The sequence below is a fragment of the Variovorax paradoxus genome (genome assembly GCF_022009635.1).
Lineage (GTDB): Bacteria > Pseudomonadota > Gammaproteobacteria > Burkholderiales > Burkholderiaceae_C > Variovorax.
The window spans coordinates 7321570-7337211 of record NZ_CP091716.1; the positions used below are offsets into that span (position 1 = coordinate 7321570).

Annotated in this window: 16 protein-coding genes; 7 read left to right on the forward strand and 9 right to left on the reverse strand. The window is 68.3% G+C overall.

Annotation, left to right across the window (positions count from 1 at the left end; all coding sequences use genetic code 11):
- Positions 1-64: 64 nt before the first annotated feature.
- The 5 genes from L3V85_RS34455 (at position 65) to L3V85_RS34475 (ending at position 4903) form a co-directional block, all read left to right on the forward strand.
- Positions 65-1309, forward strand: coding sequence for an acyl-CoA dehydrogenase family protein (locus L3V85_RS34455; RefSeq protein WP_237677032.1), 1245 nt, complete (start codon positions 65-67; stop codon positions 1307-1309).
- Positions 1306-2295, forward strand: a complete 990-nt coding sequence (locus L3V85_RS34460; RefSeq protein ID WP_237677033.1) for an ABC transporter substrate-binding protein — start codon at positions 1306-1308, stop codon at positions 2293-2295. The genes L3V85_RS34455 and L3V85_RS34460 overlap by 4 nt, the downstream gene beginning before the upstream one ends.
- Positions 2292-2897, forward strand: coding sequence for a cysteine dioxygenase (locus L3V85_RS34465; RefSeq protein ID WP_237677034.1), 606 nt, complete (start codon positions 2292-2294; stop codon positions 2895-2897). Before L3V85_RS34460 ends, L3V85_RS34465 begins: the two co-directional genes overlap by 4 nt.
- The gene (locus L3V85_RS34470) at positions 2894-4564 is read left to right on the forward strand and encodes a rhodanese-related sulfurtransferase (protein ID WP_237677035.1); all 1671 of its coding nucleotides are present in this window, start codon (positions 2894-2896) and stop codon (positions 4562-4564) included. Before L3V85_RS34465 ends, L3V85_RS34470 begins: the two co-directional genes overlap by 4 nt.
- Positions 4565-4678: 114 nt before the next feature.
- Entirely contained in the window at positions 4679-4903 is a 225-nt protein-coding gene (locus tag L3V85_RS34475) for a hypothetical protein (protein WP_237677036.1), read from the forward strand.
- A gap of 59 nt (positions 4904-4962) precedes the next feature.
- Here L3V85_RS34475 and L3V85_RS34480 read toward each other — a convergent pair whose 3' ends face one another.
- From L3V85_RS34480 to L3V85_RS34500, 5 genes are all read right to left on the reverse strand, one after another.
- A complete protein-coding gene (locus L3V85_RS34480; protein WP_237677037.1) occupies positions 4963-6432 on the reverse strand; it encodes a DEAD/DEAH box helicase in 1470 nt (489 codons plus the stop codon).
- A gap of 131 nt (positions 6433-6563) precedes the next feature.
- Positions 6564-7451 (reverse strand): KPN_02809 family neutral zinc metallopeptidase, encoded by an 888-nt coding sequence (ypfJ, locus tag L3V85_RS34485; protein ID WP_237677038.1) that lies wholly within the window; start codon positions 7449-7451, stop codon positions 6564-6566.
- A 111-nt stretch (positions 7452-7562) separates the two neighbouring features.
- Complete coding sequence (gene dcd / locus L3V85_RS34490) at positions 7563-8129, reverse strand: dCTP deaminase (RefSeq protein WP_124460151.1); 567 nt, start codon at positions 8127-8129, stop codon at positions 7563-7565.
- A gap of 86 nt (positions 8130-8215) precedes the next feature.
- Positions 8216-9502, reverse strand: a complete 1287-nt coding sequence (gene guaD / locus L3V85_RS34495; RefSeq protein ID WP_237677039.1) for a guanine deaminase — start codon at positions 9500-9502, stop codon at positions 8216-8218.
- Between the two features lie 78 nt (positions 9503-9580).
- Entirely contained in the window at positions 9581-10186 is a 606-nt protein-coding gene (locus tag L3V85_RS34500; protein WP_237677040.1) for a short chain dehydrogenase, read from the reverse strand.
- Positions 10187-10292: 106 nt separating this feature from the next.
- Here L3V85_RS34500 and L3V85_RS34505 point away from each other — a divergent pair, with 106 nt between their 5' ends.
- Positions 10293-11174 carry a LysR family transcriptional regulator gene (locus L3V85_RS34505; protein WP_237677041.1) on the forward strand — a complete coding sequence of 294 codons (882 nt, stop codon included), beginning with the start codon at positions 10293-10295 and terminating at the stop codon, positions 11172-11174.
- Here the strand turns inward: L3V85_RS34505 and L3V85_RS34510 are convergent, their stop codons facing one another.
- Entirely contained in the window at positions 11175-12266 is a 1092-nt protein-coding gene (locus L3V85_RS34510) for a BMP family ABC transporter substrate-binding protein (protein WP_237677042.1), read from the reverse strand.
- Between the two features lie 223 nt (positions 12267-12489).
- Between L3V85_RS34510 and L3V85_RS34515 the strand changes: the two genes are divergently transcribed.
- Positions 12490-12744, forward strand: a complete 255-nt coding sequence (locus L3V85_RS34515) for a hypothetical protein (protein WP_237677043.1) — start codon at positions 12490-12492, stop codon at positions 12742-12744.
- 17 nt (positions 12745-12761) lie between these two features.
- Here L3V85_RS34515 and L3V85_RS34520 read toward each other — a convergent pair whose 3' ends face one another.
- The 3 genes from L3V85_RS34520 to L3V85_RS34530 all read right to left on the reverse strand — a co-directional run bounded on the left by L3V85_RS34520 (position 12762) and on the right by L3V85_RS34530 (position 15342).
- Positions 12762-13418, reverse strand: coding sequence for a hypothetical protein (locus L3V85_RS34520; RefSeq protein ID WP_237677044.1), 657 nt, complete (start codon positions 13416-13418; stop codon positions 12762-12764).
- A gap of 46 nt (positions 13419-13464) precedes the next feature.
- Positions 13465-14274, reverse strand: coding sequence for an SDR family NAD(P)-dependent oxidoreductase (locus tag L3V85_RS34525; RefSeq protein WP_237677045.1), 810 nt, complete (start codon positions 14272-14274; stop codon positions 13465-13467).
- A 120-nt stretch (positions 14275-14394) separates the two neighbouring features.
- The gene (locus L3V85_RS34530) at positions 14395-15342 is read right to left on the reverse strand and encodes a GlxA family transcriptional regulator (protein ID WP_237677046.1); all 948 of its coding nucleotides are present in this window, start codon (positions 15340-15342) and stop codon (positions 14395-14397) included.
- Positions 15343-15642 lie beyond the last annotated feature (300 nt).

Genomic DNA, 15642 nt, shown 5'->3' on the forward strand with positions numbered 1-15642 from the left:
CGAGTTTGCATATGCGGGATGCATCGTTTTCCGGCGCCGGCCGGCCGGCTACCGTGCGGAAACCATGAGTGCACTCCCTTTGCGACGCCCCTCGGCCACGGCCGAAGAACACCCATCCGCAGCCCAGGGCGTCCCGGCCGCGCCCGCGCTGCTGGCGCAGTTGTCGGCGCGTTTCGCGGCCACCGCCGCCGACCACGACCACAGCGGCGCCTTCCCGCGCGAGAACTTCGACGCGCTGCAGGCGCACGGGCTCATCGGCCTGGTGGCGCCCGCCGCGTACGGCGGCGGCGGGGCCACGCTGGCCACGGCGCGGCGCGTGATCGCGGCCGTGGCACGCGGGGAGCCGGCCACCGCGCTGATCCTCACCATGACCTATCTGCAGCACCACGCGCTGACACGCGGCGACAGCCGCTGGCCGGCGCACCTGCGCGAACGCGTGACGCGCGACGCGGTGGAGCGCGGCGCGCTGATCAACGCGCTGCGCGTGGAACCCGCGCTGGGCTCGCCCGCGCGCGGCGGCCTTCCGGCCACTGTGGCTCGCCGCGACGCCTCCGGCTGGAAAATCGACGGCCACAAGCTCTACACGACCGGCATCGAAGGCCTCTCGTGGCTCGCAGTCTGGGCACGCACCGACGAAGCCACACCGCGCACTGGCGTGTTCCTGGTGCCGCGGCATGCCCCCGGCGTGCGCGTGATCGCCAGTTGGGACCATCTGGGCCTGCGGGCCTCGGGCAGCCACGAGGTGGTGTTCGAGAACGTCGCCATCGGCGCCGACCACGCGGTCGACCTGCGCGCGCCCGCCGACTGGGCGCCCGACGCCGGCAGCCAGACCGACATCGACGCCCACGCCACGCAGCAGGCGTGGATGACGGTGCTGCTGGGCAGCCTCTACGACGCGGTGGCCGCGTCCGCACGCGACTGGCTGGTGGGCTTCCTGAACCAGCGCGCGCCCGGCAGCCTCGGCGCGCCGCTGGCGAGCCTGCCGCGCGTGCATGAGCACGTCGGCGAAATCGAAGCACTGCTGCGCACCAACCGCGTGCTGCTCGACGACGCCACCGCCGCCGTGGACGGCGGCCATGCGCAACCCGCCATCGACAGCGGCCTGTTGAAGTACACGGTCACTGGCAACGCGGTTCGCGCGGTCGAACTGGCGCTGCAACTCAGCGGCAACCACGGGCTCACGCGGCAGAACCCGCTGGAGCGGCACTACCGCGACGTGCTGTGCAGCCGCATTCATACGCCGCAGAACGACGCGATCCTGGTCGCCGCGGGCAGGCGCGCGCTGCTGCCATCGGGAGGCGCCGCATGACTTCCCTGCTTTTCTCCAAGGCCTCCCGCCGCGACTGGCTGAAGCAAGGCACGGCGCTGTCGCTGGCCGCCGCCGGTTCGCTGCGTGCCTCCTTTGCCCAGGCGCAGCCGCAGACCACGCTGGTGCTCGGCGACCAGGCGGGCGGGCTGCGCTCGCTGTTCGAGGCTTCGCGCGCGCTCGAAGGCGCGCCGTTCGCCTACCGCTGGGCCAACTTCCAGGGCGCCGCTCCGTTGTTCGAAGCGCAGCGCGGCGCGGCGGTCGACACGGCCATGGCCGGCGACCTGCCGGTGCTGGCCGCCGCCGTCGGCAAGACGCCGCTGAAGATCGTCGCCACGCGCGTCGGCAAGGCCGATTCGCTGGGCATCGTGGTGCAGCCCGATTCGCCGCTGCGCAGCGTGACGGACCTGCGCGGCAAGACGGTGATCGTGTCGTCCGCGCGCGGCAGCATCTCGCAATACCAGCTGTACGGCGCGCTCGAAGAGGCCGGCGTGAAGCGCGAAGAGGTGACGGTGAAGTTCGTGCTGCCCACCGACGCGGCCGCCGCCTTCGCGTCGAGGCAGATCGACGCCTGGGCCATCTTCAATCCGTACTACACCATCGCCGTGCAGCAAGGCGGGCGCATCCTGCGCGACGGGCGCGGCATCAACACCGCGCTGGGCTTCATCACCGCGAGCGAGCATTCGCTGGCCGATCCGGCCCGGCGCGCGGCCATCGTTCAGTTTCTCGATCGGCTCGGCCGCGCGGGCGACTGGGCACTGGCCAACCCCGAAGCCTATGCGCAGTCGTACAGCCAGCTCACGCGGCTGCCGATCGAGGCCTCCCGCATCATCACCGCGCGGGCGTCGGTGGCGGGCCGGCCGGTGAGCGAGGCGGACATCGTCGCGTTGCAGGCCGTGGCCGACCGCTCGGCGCGCGACGGCATCCTGCCCGCGCGGGTGGACGTGCGCGCGATCACCGACACGCAACTCTGGAAACGCGCCGCGTGATCGCGCCGCTTCGCGAATTCGTCGGCGCCTTCGGCCGGCTGCTCGACACCGCGCCCGACGAGCCCCGCATTCTTTCGGATGGCGGCGCGCTGCTGCGCACGCTGGTGGCACGGGACAACTGGCTGCCTGAGGCCTTCGCGCAGCCCGACCCGGCGCGCTACCAGCAGTTCCTGCTGCATGCGGACAGCACCGAGCGCTTCTCTGTTGTGAGCTTCGTGTGGGGGCCTGGGCAGGCCACGCCGGTGCACGACCACACGGTGTGGGGGCTGATCGGCATGCTGCGCGGGGCCGAGTACAGCCAGGGCCATGCGCTCGATGCGCATGGGCATGCGCAGCCGTGGGGCGAGGCGGTGCGGCTCGACGCCGGCGACGTGGAAGCGGTGTCGCCCACCGTCGGCGACCTGCACCGCGTGCACAACGCGTACGCGGACCGGGTGTCAATCAGCATCCACGTCTACGGCGCCAACATCGGCGCCGTGCGGCGGCATACTTACACGGCGGAGGGCGGACGCAAGCCCTTCGTCTCCGGATACTCCAACGCGCTGTTGCCCAACCTGTGGGATCGCAGCGCCGAACTCAGACCTTCTCCGACCGCTGCATGACGACTGCTTTCTTTCCCTTCCTGTCTTTTGCCGCCGTGCGCGAGCGCCTGCTGGCCCGCGAAGAAACCGCGCTGCTCGACGTGCGCGAGGAAGACCCTTTCGCGCAGGAGCACCCGCTGTGGGCCGCGAACCTGCCGCTCTCGCGCATCGAGATCGAGGCATGGCGGCGCATTCCGCGGCGCGACACGCTGATCGTGCTGTACGGCGAACACGCCGGCACCGACCTCGCGCCGCTGGCCGCGAAGACGCTCGCGGCGCTGGGCTACACGCACGTGCATCTGCTCGAAGGCGGCCTCGAGGGCTGGCGCAAGGCAGGCGGCGAACTGTTCCGCGACGTGAACGTGCCGAGCAAGTCGTTTGGCGAACTGGTCGAGCACGAGCGGCAGACGCCTTCGCTGTCGGCGCCCGAGGTGAAGGCGCTGATCGACGCCAAGGCCGACGTGGTGGTGCTCGACGCACGCCGCTTCGACGAATACCAGACGATGAGCATTCCGTCGGCCACCAGCGTGCCCGGCGCGGAACTGGTACTGCGGGTGCGCGAACTCGCGCCCGATCCGGCAACGCGGGTGATCGTGAATTGCGCGGGCCGCACGCGCAGCATCATCGGCACGCAGTCGCTGGTGAACGCGGGCATTCCGAACCCGGTGGCCGCCCTGCGCAATGGCACGATCGGCTGGAAGCTGGCGGGGCAGGTGCTGGACCACGGTGCCGGCCGGCAAGCGCCTGCCGGGGTGTCCGACGCTCACCGCAAGCAGGCACGGGCCGATGCGCGCCGCGTGGCCGATGCAGCGGGCGTGCGGCGCATCGACCTTGCCGCGCTGTGGACGCTGGAGGAGCCGGGACGCACCGTGTACCGCTTCGACGTGCGCACGCCCGAGGAATACGCGGCGGGCCACGTGCCGGGCTTTGCGAGCGCACCTGGCGGCCAGTTGGTGCAGGAGACCGATCACCAGGTGCCCGTGCGCGGCGCGCGCATCGTGCTGGTGGACGACGACGGCGTGCGTGCATCGATGAGCGCTTCGTGGCTCGCACAGATGGGATGGGAGGTCCATGTGCCGGACGCCGTGCCAGAGGCCGCTGCGTTCAGCGAAGCGGCCGCGCCCTCATCCGCCTATCCGCCCATCGCGGCCGCGGTGGCGGAGATCACGCCGCGCGAATTGGCGGCGCTGCAGCAGCAGCAGCCGTCATCCGGCATGGCGGTGATCGACGTGACCACGAGCGCCAACTATGTCAGGCGCCACATCCCGGGCGCGTGGTACGCCATCCGCGCGCAGCTGGCGCACGCGCTGGAGGCGGTCATTCCCGCATCGCGTCGCTACGTGCTGACCTGCGGCAGCAGCCTGCTCGCGCGCTACGCGGCGGCCGACCTTCGCGTGCTGCTCGATGCCCAAGGCAAGCGCGATGTCGAAGTGCTGGTGCTCGCAGGTGGCAACGCCGCCTGGTTTGCCGCAGGGCTCGAAGCCGAGAGCGGCGAGACGCGCCTGGCAACGCCGCGCACCGACCGCTACCGCCGCCCCTATGAAGGCACCGATGCGCCGGCGGAGGCGATGCAGGCCTATCTCGATTGGGAGTACGGCCTGGTGGCGCAGTTGGGGCGCGATGGAACCCATCATTTCGAGGTGTTGTCCAACACGGGTCATTCGAGCGAAAGCGGCCTGAAAGGATGACAACACGGCGGTGACACTGTGTAGGCCGGGTAAAGGCGGCAAAGGCCGTCATCCGGCGAAAGGCCGAAGCGTTGGTTGTGCATAGCGACAACAACTCATCAAAGGAGCTTCGCCATGAGAGTCCCGATCCTTGCCTTGTCCGCCGCCGCGTTGGCCGCCGCAGTCCTGACCGGCTGCGTGGTCGCCCCGGCCGCCCCCGTTTACTCGGCGCCTCCGGGCGTGGCCTATGTGGCGCCGACGTATGTCTCGCCTGGCGTCGGCTTTGTCTGGGCCTATCACCCGCGCTACGGCTGGGGCTGGCACCACCCGCAGTACGGCTGGCACCGCGGCTGGCGTTGAACTGAAATGCAAAAACGGCGCCCTCGGGCGCCGTTTTTTTACGTCGGAGCTTGGTCAGCTCAGCTCGGCTCGGCGCTCTTGAACAGCGCGGCAACCTTGCGCTTGCTCTTGATGTTGCTCGAGATGCCACGCGCGGGCGTGGCCTTGGCGGCAGCTTCCCAGGCCGGCGTGGTGTCGGGCTCGCCCGGCTCGTAGGGCTTGTCGAAGAACGGATCGCGCGGCGCCGCGGGCGCGCGGTGCGGGCGTCCGCCACCGCGTCGGGCGTCGCCGCTCAGGCTGCTGCTGCGTTCGCGCGGCTGATCGAGCACATCGCGTGCGTCGCCGGCTTCGCCTTCTTCGCGCCAATGGCGGCGTCCGTCGTTGATGCGGCCGCGCGGGCGGTCTTCCTCGAACTCGACGGGTTCAAGCTCGATCTTCTTCTTGATCAGCTTCTCGATATCGGCCACCAGGCGCGCATCGTTGCCTCCGCTGGCAAAGCTCACGGCCAGGCCCGAAGCGCCGGCACGGCCCGTGCGGCCGATGCGGTGCACGTAGTCTTCGGCGTTGAACGGAATGTCGAAGTTGAAGACGGCGGGTACGTCCTTGATGTCGAGGCCGCGGGCCGCGACATCGGTGCACACCAGCAGGTCGACCTCGCCGGCCTTGAACGAGGCCAGCGCCTTCAGGCGTTCGTCCTGGCTCTTGTCGCCGTGCAGCGCGGTGGTGCGCAGACCGTCGCGCTCCAGCGAGCGTGCGAGGCGCGCGCAACCGAGCTTGCTGTTGACGAACACGAAGGCCTGCGTGATGCCGCGCTGACGCACGATCTGCTTGAGCGCACGGCGCTTGTCGTCGTCGCTCACGCTGTAGAAATGCTGCTCGACCGTGGAGGCCGTTTCGTTCGGGCGCGCCACCTCGATGGTGATCGGGTTCTGCAGGTAGCTGCTGGCGAGCCGCTTGATTTCAGGGGAGAACGTGGCCGAGAAGAGCAGCGTGGTGCGCTGCTTGGGCAGGTAGCTCAGGATGCGCTGCAGGTCGGGCAGAAAGCCGATGTCGAGCATGCGGTCGGCTTCGTCGAGCACCACGTATTCGACCTGGTTGAGCACCGCGTTCTTGGCTTCGATGTGATCGAGCAGCCGGCCCGGCGTGGCCACCAGGACTTCGACGCCCTTCTTCAGCTCCAGCGTCTGCGGCTTCATGTCGATGCCGCCGAACACGACGGTGCTGCGCAGGTTGGTGTACTTGGCGTACAGCTTGATCTGCTGCGCGACCTGGTCGGCCAGTTCGCGGGTGGGCAGCAGCACCAGGGCCCGGACCGGATGCCGCGCGGGCGAGGTCGAGGCGTTTTCATGCTTGAGCATGCGCTGCAGCAACGGCAGCGAGAACGCCGCCGTCTTGCCGGTGCCGGTCTGGGCGGCGCCCATCACATCCTGCCCGGAAAGCACGACCGGAATGGCCTGCTCCTGGATCGGTGTCATGGTCTCGTAGCCCATTTCGGCCACGGCGCGCGCCAGCGGTTCCGCCAGCGATAGATTGGAGAAGGAACTTGTCATTGAGCCCGCTATTGTCGCATTGCCGCAAAAAACAGCAGTGACCGCGGCGTGACAACGTCCGTGCCGACGGAATTGCTATTTATTCAATAGCACCAAAGACAACAGGCACGGGCTCTGCGAGCCCGTCAAACTCAAAGGCTGCGCGCGTTGAAAGTGTCGCAGGCCTTGATCTCGCCGCTCTGGTAGCCCGCGCCGAACCATCTTTGGCGCTGCGCGCTGGTGCCATGGGTGAAGCTGTCGGGCACCACCGCGCGGCCTGCGGAACGCTGCAGGGCATCGTCACCGATCTTCTGCGCGGCGTTCATGGCGGACTCGATGTCGCCCGGATCGAGCCACTTCTTCGACTCCTGGGAATGGTGGGCCCACACGCCCGCGAAGCAGTCGGCCTGCAGCTCGACGCGCACGCTCATCGCGTTGTTCTGGGTCTGGCTCAGGCGGTTGCGCATGCCGTCGACCTTGGCGGTGATGCCAAGCTCGTCCTGCACATGGTGGCCCACCTCGTGCGCGATGACGTAGGCCTGCGCGAACTCGCCCGGCGCGCCGAGCTGGTTCTTGAGCGTGTCGTAGAAGCCGAGGTCGATGTAGACCTTCTGGTCACCGGGGCAGTAGAACGGCCCCATGGCCGACTGCCCGGTGCCGCAGGCGGTGGGCGTGGCATTGCGGAACAGCACGAGCCGCGGTGGGTGATACGTGCCGCCGTTCTGCTTGAAGATGTCGGTCCAGACCACTTCGGTGTTCCGCAGCACGGTCGAGACGAAGGCTGCTTCGCGGTCGTTCGACGGCGGCTTGGGCGCCGGCCCCTGCTGGGGTTGCTGCTGCACCTGGGCAGGCCCGCCGCCGCTGAGCAGGCCCAGCACGGTGAGCGGGTTGATACCGAAGACCCAGCCCGCGATCAGCGCGACCGCGATGGTGCCGATGCCGATGCCGCGGCCGCCGATGAAGCCGCCACCACCGCCCCCGCCGCCTTCACCGCGGCGGTCCTCGACGTTGTCCGATTGTTCGTTGCCTTCCCATCTCATCGCGCGCTCCTTACCGGCCTTTTGCAGGAGTTGTTGCCGGTGACCGCAGGATGGTACTTGGCCCGGCGGACACCGGGGTAACCGGCCGTCAGCGAAAGGCGCGACGGCGCGTCAGGTTTTCGGCAGGGTGACGCCGCGCTGACCCTGGTACTTGCCGCCGCGGTCCTTGTAGCTGGTCTCGCACACTTCGTCGCTCTCGAAGAACAGCACCTGCGCGCAGCCTTCGCCCGCGTAGATCTTCGCGGGCAGCGGCGTGGTGTTGCTGAATTCGAGCGTCACGTAGCCTTCCCATTCGGGCTCGAAGGGCGTGACGTTGACGATGATGCCGCAGCGCGCATAGGTGCTCTTGCCCAGGCAGATGGTGAGCACGTTGCGCGGGATGCGGAAGTATTCGACCGTGCGCGCCAGCGCGAAGCTGTTGGGCGGGATGATGCAGTAGTCGCCGTGCATGTCGACGAAGCTCTTCTCGTCGAAATTCTTGGGGTCGACCACCGTGCTGTGGATGTTGGTGAAGACCTTGAACTCAGGCGCGCACCGGATGTCGTAGCCGTAGCTCGAGGTGCCGTAGCTGATGATCTTGTGGCCCGAGGATTCGCGCACCTGGCCCGGTTCGAAGGGATCGATCATTCCTTCGTTTTCGGCCATGCGCCGGATCCATTTGTCGCTCTTGATGCTCATATGCGCTCGCTGCTGCTGCGGGGGAAATCGGGGGGCGAATTGTGGCATGCGCCACCGCCCTGCCCTTGCGGGAGACCCGCCGCTTGCTACAGCGCCTGCGAGATCACCGTGCGCTCGACCAGCCGGTCGTCGCCCAGCACGATCATCGCGAACAGCATTTCCTCGAGCGTGTTCGCCCGCTTCGTCTTGCGCGCCAGCAGCGGCGTGGCCGAAGGGTCAAGCACCAGGAAGTCGGCTTCGCAACCCGGCTGCAGGTTGCCGATCACGCCATCGAGCCCCAGCGCGCGCGCCGCGCCGCCGGTGTGGCGCCACCAGAGTTCCGAAGGCGCGATGCTCAGGCCGGTCTTGGTCTGGCCTTCGCGGCCCACGTAGTAGGCGGCCATCATGGTGTGGAACGGGCTGAAGCTGGTGCCGCCGCCCACGTCGCTGGCCAGCCCGTAGGGATAGCCCACGCGGTCGGCCGCGCCGAAGTCGAAGAAACCGCTGCCCAGGAACAGGTTGCTGGTCGGGCTCACCGCGGCGGCGGTCTTGGTGTCGCGCAGCAGTGCGCGGTCGGTGTCGTCGAGGTAGATGCAGTGGGCGTACACCGCGCGCTCGCGCATCAGGCCGAAGCCGGTGTACACGTCGAGGTAGGAGCGCGCCTTCGGATAGAGCTCGCGCACCCAGGTCACTTCGTCGCGGTTCTCGGCCACATGCGACTGGATCCAGGTGTCGGCGTACCTGGCGGCCAGCTCGCTCGCACCACGCATCTGGGCGTCGGTGCTCGCGGGAGCGAAACGCGGGGTGATGGCGTAGCCCAGCCGGTCGGTGTTGTGCCACTTGCGGATCAGCGCCTCGCTGTCGATCAGGCTCTGCTCGGTCTGGTCGCGCACGCCGTCAGGCGAGTTGCGGTCCTGCAGCACCTTGCCCGTGATCATGCGCAGGCTGCGCCGCCGAGCGCCCTCGAAGAAGGCCTCGACCGACGCCACGTGCGAGGTCGCGAAAGTCAGCGAGGTGGTGACGCCATTGCGCAGCAACTCGTCGAAGAACACGTCGGCCACTTCGCTCGAATGCGCGGGATCGGCGAACCGGCTTTCCTCCGGAAAGGTGTAGTTCTCGAGCCAGGGCAGCAGCCCCGGCGAGGGCGAGCCGATGATGTCGGTCTGCGGGAAGTGGATGTGCATGTCCACGAAGCCCGGCGCGAGGATGCGTCCCGGCAGGTGGGTCGTGTGGGCATCCGGGTGGCGCGGCGCGACGGCGGCATGACTGCCGGCATCGAGCACGCGCTGGCGGCCCGTGCCGTCGGGCGCCACGACCAGCAGGCCGTCTTCATCGAACAGGGGCTGGCCGGCGGCATCGAATCGCAGGAGGGAGGCGCGGTAGGCTTTTTTCATCGTGGTTGCGGAGGGTAATCCAGCCCCGGCCCACCGCAATTTCCATGCGTGTATGAGTGCTATACGCCGAACGCACTCTCACTGCCACACCCGAAACACCCTTCCCGTGAGCGGTCCTTCGATGCTGCGCACATAGGCCAGCGCCACGCGCGCGGCCGGCACGGTTTCGACGCCCGGAAAGAGCGCGCCATATGCCGCGAGAGATTCGGTCAGCAGCGTGGGACTCACCGCGTTGATGCGCAGGCCGCGTGGCAGCTCGATCGTCGCGCCCAAGACGAAACCCTCGACCGCCGCATTCACGGCCGCGGCGTTGCTTCCCCCGCGAACCGGGTCGTCGGCCGCGACACCGGTGGTCAGCGTGATCGAGCCGCCGTCATTGAGCACATGCTGGCCGAGCAACGCAAGCCGCACCTGGCCGAGCAGCTTGTCCTGCAGGCCGATGTTGAAGTTGGCGGCCGTCATCTCGGCCAACGGCGCGAAGTGCAGCCCACCCGCCGCCGACACGATCGCATCGACCCGCCCCACGGCCGCATACAGCGCCTGGACGCTCGCCTCGCTCGTGATGTCGACCTGGTGATCGCCCCGCGTGCGGCCCGCGCGCACCACCGCATGCCCGCGCTCCGCCAGCGCCTGCACGACCGCGCGGCCGATCTCGCCCGTCGCGCCCACAACCAGAACCTTCATGGAAAACCTCGCCAAAAGTGAATCTAGGAAGCGCTCATTGTTTTGCGAACCATTGATTTGATAAATTGCCAACCAGTTCGCCAATTCGAAACTTTTGGTTCTCAATATGGACAAGCTTCGCGCCATGGAAGTCTTCGTCGCCACGGTCGACGCGGGCAGCTTCGCGGCCGCCGCCGAGGCGCTCGATTTGTCGGCCGTGATGGTCGGCAAGCACATCCGCGCGCTGGAGGAACAGCTCGGCGCCCGCCTGCTGGAACGCACCACGCGCCGCCATGCGCTCACCGAGATCGGCGCCGCGTACCTTGAACGCTGCCGCGACGTGCTCGCCAGCGTGCACACCGCCGACGGCGTGGCCGAGTCGCTGCGCGCCGTGCCGCAGGGCGTGCTGCGCGTCACCGCGCCGGTGGCCTACGGCGCGCACAGGCTCACGCCGGTGATCGGCGAATACATCGCCGCCTATCCGCAGGTGAAAGTCGACCTGAGCCTCAACGACCGCGTGGTCGATCTCGCGGAGGAAGGCTTCGACTGCGGCATCCGCTCGGGCGCCGCGGTCGACGAACGGCTCATCGCCAGGCCGCTGGCCCTGGCCCGCATGTTCGCCGTGGCCAGCCCCGCATGGGTGGAACGCCACGGGCAGCCAAAGCATCCGTCCGACCTGGAGGCCTTTGCGCTGCTGGGCTTCGCAAGCTGGGGGCCGGACCATTCATGGCGCTTCACGCGCAACGGCCAGACGGTGCATGTGCCCGTGCGCGGTCCGCTCACCACCAACAACGGCCAGGCGCTGCTGGCCGCGGCCATGGCCGGCATGGGTGTGATCGTGCAGGCCGATGCGCTGCTGGGTCCTGCCCTGGCATCGGGCCAGGTGGTGCAACTGTTGCCCGACTGGGAACTGCCCACGCGGCAGGTGCACATCATGCGGCTGCCCGAAGCCCGGCCAAGCGCGAAGCTGCGGACCTTTGTCGACTTCGTGGTCGAGCGGCTGGGCTAGCTAGCGCCCCACCCGCCCCTGCACGCCCTCGACCAGCCAGTTCATCTTCAGAATCTGCTCGTCGCTCAACTGCGCGCCCTTGGCGATCACGACGTGGCCTTCGTTGTCGCGCACATCGGCCGCCACGGCGCGAAACGGCTGCAGCTTGCCGGCAGCGATGTCTTTCTGGCGCGCCAGCACTTCGTCCTGCACGGTCTTGGGTACCTTGGAGCCGAAGTCGCCGACGCGGATCATTCCTTCTTTCACGCCGCCCCAGAGGTTGCCGCTCTTCCAGGTGCCGTCGAGCACGGCCTTCGCGCGCTGCGTGTAGTAGCCGCCCCACTGGTGCGTGACCGCGACGATCTGCGCGTCGGGTGCGATCTTGCGCATGTCGGAGTGGTACGCAATGGCCAGCTTGCCGCGCTCCTGCGCCGCGGACATCACGGCCGTCGAGCCCGTGTGGAAGGCCACCACGTCGGCGTTCTGGTTGAACAGCGCCATCGCCGCGTCGCGCTCCTTCGGCGGATCGAACCACTCGTTGAGCCACACGACATGCACCTTGGCATTCGGGTTCACCGAACGCATGCCGAGCGTGAAAGCGTTGATGCCCTGCAGCACCTCGGGAATCGGAAAGCCCGCGACGTACCCCGCCACGTTGGTCTTGGTCATGCGGCCGGCCGCGATGCCCGCGAGGTAGCGGCCCTCGTAATAGCGCGCATTGGCCGTCGCCACGTTGGGCGCGGTCTTGTAGCCGGTGATCGACTCGAACTTCACGTCGGGAAAGTCCTTCGCCACCTTCAGCGTCGGCTCCATGTAGCCGAAGCTCGGCGTGAAGATGAGCCGGTTGCCCTGCTGCGCGAGGTCGCGGATCACGCGCTCGGCATCGGCGCCTTCGGACACGTTCTCCACGTAGGTGGTCTTGACCTTGTCGCCGAGCGCCGCTTCGACGGCCTTGCGGCCTTCTTCATGCTGGCGCACCCAGCCGGCGTCGGTGACCGGCGTGACATAGACAAAGCCGATCTTCAGGGGGACCTGCGGCTGCGAAAAGGCGGGAGATAAAAAACAGGCGGCTGCCCACACCAGAACGGCGCGGCCCGCGAGGTTTTTGTACATGGTGTTCCTCTACATGGCCCCGGAAATGCAAAACCCCGCAGTCGGCCGGGACGCCCGGCTGCGAGGGGAGCAGGATTTTAAACGGGCCCACCGCCCACGACGCGGCCGGGGCATTGGCCTACTTCAATGTCGGCGCTTCGCCTTAGGCCCGCGGCGCCGGGCTGCGCGAGCCTTGCGCCACAGATTGATTCATCACCGAGAGAAGAAAGAAAGGCCAGCCACCATGACCGCATCCACCGTCAACGACTCGCTGACCCCGCTCGACATTTCGCAAGCCGTGCTCGAGGGCGAAGAAAACCCGAACATCGCGCGCCCGCTCACGCCCAAGGAGCAGGCCGCGCGCGGCGTGCGTGCAGAACCGGGACGCCGTGCCCGCCTGCAACGCGCGTTGCGCAGCCCGGCTTTTGCCTGGGGCGGTGCAGCGGTCACGGGCCTGGCGCTCGCGATGTTCTACGCGCGCCGTACCCACCGCATCTGAACTCAAGGCGTGTTCGGCTAGGGCGCTGCGGGGTCGTGCGCGGTATCGCCGTGCAGGCCCATGCCGAGGCCGCCACCACCGCCCTCGCCGCCGCCACTCTTCGCACCACCACCGCCGCCTTTGCCTGCGCCTCCTTCGCGCGGAGTCGCACCCTTTGCGCGCACCGGCCCTTGCTTGGGAATTCCGAGTTGCGGCGGAATCGGATCGAGGTCGAGCACGTCGCGAATGAAGAGCCGCAGCGACACCACCAGGTCCGCCGTCTCCACCGGCCGGCCCGCCACCATGTCGTTGGCGGCCTGCGCAGCCAGGCGCACCTGCTCTTCGGTGCCCAGCAGGATCACGTCCGAAAGCGCGGCTTCCACCGCATCGCGGATGCGCCGGCGCCTGTCGGATGCAGCGAGCGCCGATGCTTGCGCGCCTTCACGCGCGCGCAGTTCGCGCAGGTGGCTCGGGTCCACCGACAGGTCGCCGGTGAACGAACCGCCGAGCACCTTGTAGGCCGCGATCAGCGTCTTGAGCCGCTCGTTGATCTGCCGGTTCTGCCGCTCGCGCCGCTGCTGCACGCTGTGCATCACCACGAGTCGGATGCCCACCGCCACCAGGGACACCACCACGAGGCCGAGCAGCGTCGTCAGAAGGCCCTGCCAGGAACTGAAGTCGAGTGAGTTGCGCATGGTCCCGGAAGATCATACGGCCGCACCCGGCCCGCGGTGACAGCGCTCAGGCCGATACGGCCGCCGCTCGATAGCGCTGCGCCGGCAGCGTGCTGGAAAGCCGGCCCGACATCGCACGCCGCGCCGCCTCGAAGGCATCCCACTCGGCCAGGTCCGGCAGCGCGGGAATGGTGACGCGCTCGCCCTGGTCGAGCCCGGCCAGCGCCGCGTCGACCATGTCTTCGGCGGTCATGACGATCTCGCTCGGCAGGTGCTGTACCGGCAGGCCGGCAATACCCCAGAACTCGGTGGCGGTCGCGCCCGGCAGCACCGCCTGCACGCGAACGCCCTTGCCGGCCAGTTCATGCTGCAGCGAATGGCTCAGGGCCAGCACGAAGGCCTTGCTGCCGCCGTAAACGCCGTTGAGCGTCTCGGGCGAGAGCGCCACGACCGATGCGATGTTGATCAGCGTGCCCGCGCCGCGGGCCACGAAGCCCGGTACCGCCGCGTAGGTCAGGCGCGTGAGCACGTTCACGTTGAGCGCGATCATCTCGTCCATCTTGTCGATGTCCGAGGCCAGCAACGGCGCGGTGGCGCCGACGCCCGCGTTGTTCACCAGCACGGTGATCGCGCTGTCGGCGCGCAGCACGGCTTCGACGCGTGCGATGTCCTGCCGGTCGGTGAGGTCGGCCACCAGCGTGTCGACCTTGCGTCCGGTTTCACCCGCGAGCCTGTCGGCCAGCTTGCGCAGGCGCTCGCCATTGCGCGCCACCAGGATCAGGTCAAAGCCGCGCCGGGCGAGCCGGTCGGCATAGACGGCGCCGATGCCGGACGAGGCACCGGTAATGAGGGCTGTGCCCTTGAGGTTCGTTGTCATGGAGCTTCCTTTGTCGCCACGTCGTGTGGGCGTGAGAGGAAGTTTCCGCCTGTAGCGTTATGGCGTAAATGTCATATAAGCCACCTTTTAGGCCATGCGCCGGTCTACCGATCTACGCCTTCATGCAGCCATCGCCTGCTGGCGCGCCACGCGCCGCACACTCTGCGGCGGCTGGCCCAGCGTGCGCAGGAAGGCGCGGCGCATGCGCTCGGGGTCGCCGAAGCCCACTTCCTGCGCGACCACGCCGAGCGCCAGCCGGCCCTCGTCGATCAACGCCCGCGCCGCTTCCACGCGCAGGCTCTCGACCGCCTGCGCGGGCGACTGGCCGGTCTCGGCCTTGAAGGCGCGGCTGAACTGGCGCGGGCTCAGGTGCGCCACCTCGGCCAGCTCCTCGACCGACAGCCCTTCGCGCAGATGCGCCCGCGCATAGGCCAACGCGAGCTGGATGCGATCCGACTTGGGCTCCAGTTCCAGCAGCGCCGAGAACTGCGACTGCCCACCCGCGCGCCGGTGGTACACGACCAGCTTCTTCGCAATCAACCGGGCCATGTCGACGCCCAGGTCCTCCTCCACCAGCGCGAGCACGAGATCGATGCCGGCGGTCATGCCGGCCGAGGTCCAGAGCGAGTCGTCGTTGATGAAGATGCGGTCGGGCTGCACCTTGGCGAGCGGATGGCAACGCTGCAGCTCCTGCGCAAAGGCCCAGTGCGTGGTCACGCGGCGCCCGTCGAGCAGCCCCGCGTCGGCCAGCCCGAAGGCGCCGGTGCAGATGCTCGCCACGCGGCGCGCGCTGCGCCGGCCGGAGCGCAGGATCTGACAGAGCTTCTCGGAGGTGGGAGTGATGGTGAGCGAACCGGTCATCACCAGGGTGTCGAACTTCGCGGCGGTGTAGCGCTTGCTGTCGACCGTCACGCCCGAGGAACTGACGACGGGGCCGCCCGTCTCGGACAGCATTTCCACGCAGTAGACCGGCTGGTCAAGGTGCATGTTCGCAAGCTCGAAAGCAGCGATCGCGGCCAGGTCGAGGATCTGGAAGCCGGGGAAGACGAGCACGCCGATGCGCTTCATGCCGATGTCCTGAAAAGAGGTTTATCTATTGTTCGGGACGACAGCCTAAGCAGCTTGCACGAGGCGAGCGAGCCCCAGGGTCATTGAAGCGGGCAATGGGCACGGCCGAGAGGCCCACCGTGACCGGGCCCCCTCTTGTCGGACTGTGGCTCTCTGGCATCGAAAATTTGTGAACAAGTTCACAGAAGTCTTCGCCACGGCCTGCCCGGCCACATCCCTGTCAGAAACGATTTACTGACATTTAGATACGTCAAGTTACGATTGCGCAGTCAGGCCCCGGTCAGTTCGGCCGCCGGGCTC

Bases quoted from the DNA above. Each gene is read 5' to 3' on its own strand.
- L3V85_RS34455 (WP_237677032.1), top strand. From the start codon at position 65: ATGAGTGCACTCCCTTTGCGACGCCCCTCGGCCACGGCCGAAGAACAC.
- L3V85_RS34460 (WP_237677033.1), top strand. From the start codon at position 1,306: ATGACTTCCCTGCTTTTCTCCAAGGCCTCCCGCCGCGACTGGCTGAAG.
- L3V85_RS34470 (WP_237677035.1), top strand. From the start codon at position 2,894: ATGACGACTGCTTTCTTTCCCTTCCTGTCTTTTGCCGCCGTGCGCGAG.
- L3V85_RS34475 (WP_237677036.1), top strand. From the start codon at position 4,679: ATGAGAGTCCCGATCCTTGCCTTGTCCGCCGCCGCGTTGGCCGCCGCA.
- L3V85_RS34480 (WP_237677037.1), bottom strand. From the start codon at position 6,432: ATGACAAGTTCCTTCTCCAATCTATCGCTGGCGGAACCGCTGGCGCGC.
- ypfJ (WP_237677038.1), bottom strand. From the start codon at position 7,451: ATGAGATGGGAAGGCAACGAACAATCGGACAACGTCGAGGACCGCCGC.
- dcd (WP_124460151.1), bottom strand. From the start codon at position 8,129: ATGAGCATCAAGAGCGACAAATGGATCCGGCGCATGGCCGAAAACGAA.
- guaD (WP_237677039.1), bottom strand. From the start codon at position 9,502: ATGAAAAAAGCCTACCGCGCCTCCCTCCTGCGATTCGATGCCGCCGGC.
- L3V85_RS34500 (WP_237677040.1), bottom strand. From the start codon at position 10,186: ATGAAGGTTCTGGTTGTGGGCGCGACGGGCGAGATCGGCCGCGCGGTC.
- L3V85_RS34505 (WP_237677041.1), top strand. From the start codon at position 10,293: ATGGACAAGCTTCGCGCCATGGAAGTCTTCGTCGCCACGGTCGACGCG.
- L3V85_RS34510 (WP_237677042.1), bottom strand. From the start codon at position 12,266: ATGTACAAAAACCTCGCGGGCCGCGCCGTTCTGGTGTGGGCAGCCGCC.
- L3V85_RS34515 (WP_237677043.1), top strand. From the start codon at position 12,490: ATGACCGCATCCACCGTCAACGACTCGCTGACCCCGCTCGACATTTCG.
- L3V85_RS34520 (WP_237677044.1), bottom strand. From the start codon at position 13,418: ATGCGCAACTCACTCGACTTCAGTTCCTGGCAGGGCCTTCTGACGACG.
- L3V85_RS34525 (WP_237677045.1), bottom strand. From the start codon at position 14,274: ATGACAACGAACCTCAAGGGCACAGCCCTCATTACCGGTGCCTCGTCC.
- L3V85_RS34530 (WP_237677046.1), bottom strand. From the start codon at position 15,342: ATGAAGCGCATCGGCGTGCTCGTCTTCCCCGGCTTCCAGATCCTCGAC.